This window comes from Pseudomonas juntendi (assembly GCF_009932375.1).
GTDB classification, from domain to species: domain Bacteria; phylum Pseudomonadota; class Gammaproteobacteria; order Pseudomonadales; family Pseudomonadaceae; genus Aquipseudomonas; species Aquipseudomonas juntendi.
This window is the reverse complement of record NZ_BLJG01000464.1, coordinates 1-312: the sequence shown is the minus strand read 5'-3', so window position 1 is coordinate 312 and position 312 is coordinate 1. Positions and strand designations below refer to the sequence as shown.

Here is a 312-nt window from a genome sequence, read left to right as displayed (position 1 = left end):
CTGCTGTTCTCGGCCACCTACCCGGCCGGCATCAAGCAACTGGCCGCCGACTTCATGCGTAACCCGCAGCAAGTGAAAGTCGAGAGCCTGCACACCGACAACCAGATCGAGCAGCGCTTCATCGAGATCGACCCAGAGCAGCGCCTGGAGGCGGTGACCCGTGTGCTGGGCCACTATCGCCCGCAGTCGTGCGTGGCGTTCTGCTTCACCAAGCAGCAGTGCGAAGACGTGGTTGCCCACCTGACCGCCAAGGGTATCGTCGCCCAGGCGCTGCACGGCGACCTGGAGCAGCGCGACCGCGACCAGGTTCTG

General features: G+C 65.1%; 1 pseudogene. It reads left to right on the top strand.

Annotation, left to right across the window (positions count from 1 at the left end):
- Positions 1 to 312, top strand: a pseudogene (locus tag GYA94_RS26750) (ATP-dependent RNA helicase DbpA); the annotation flags it as partial.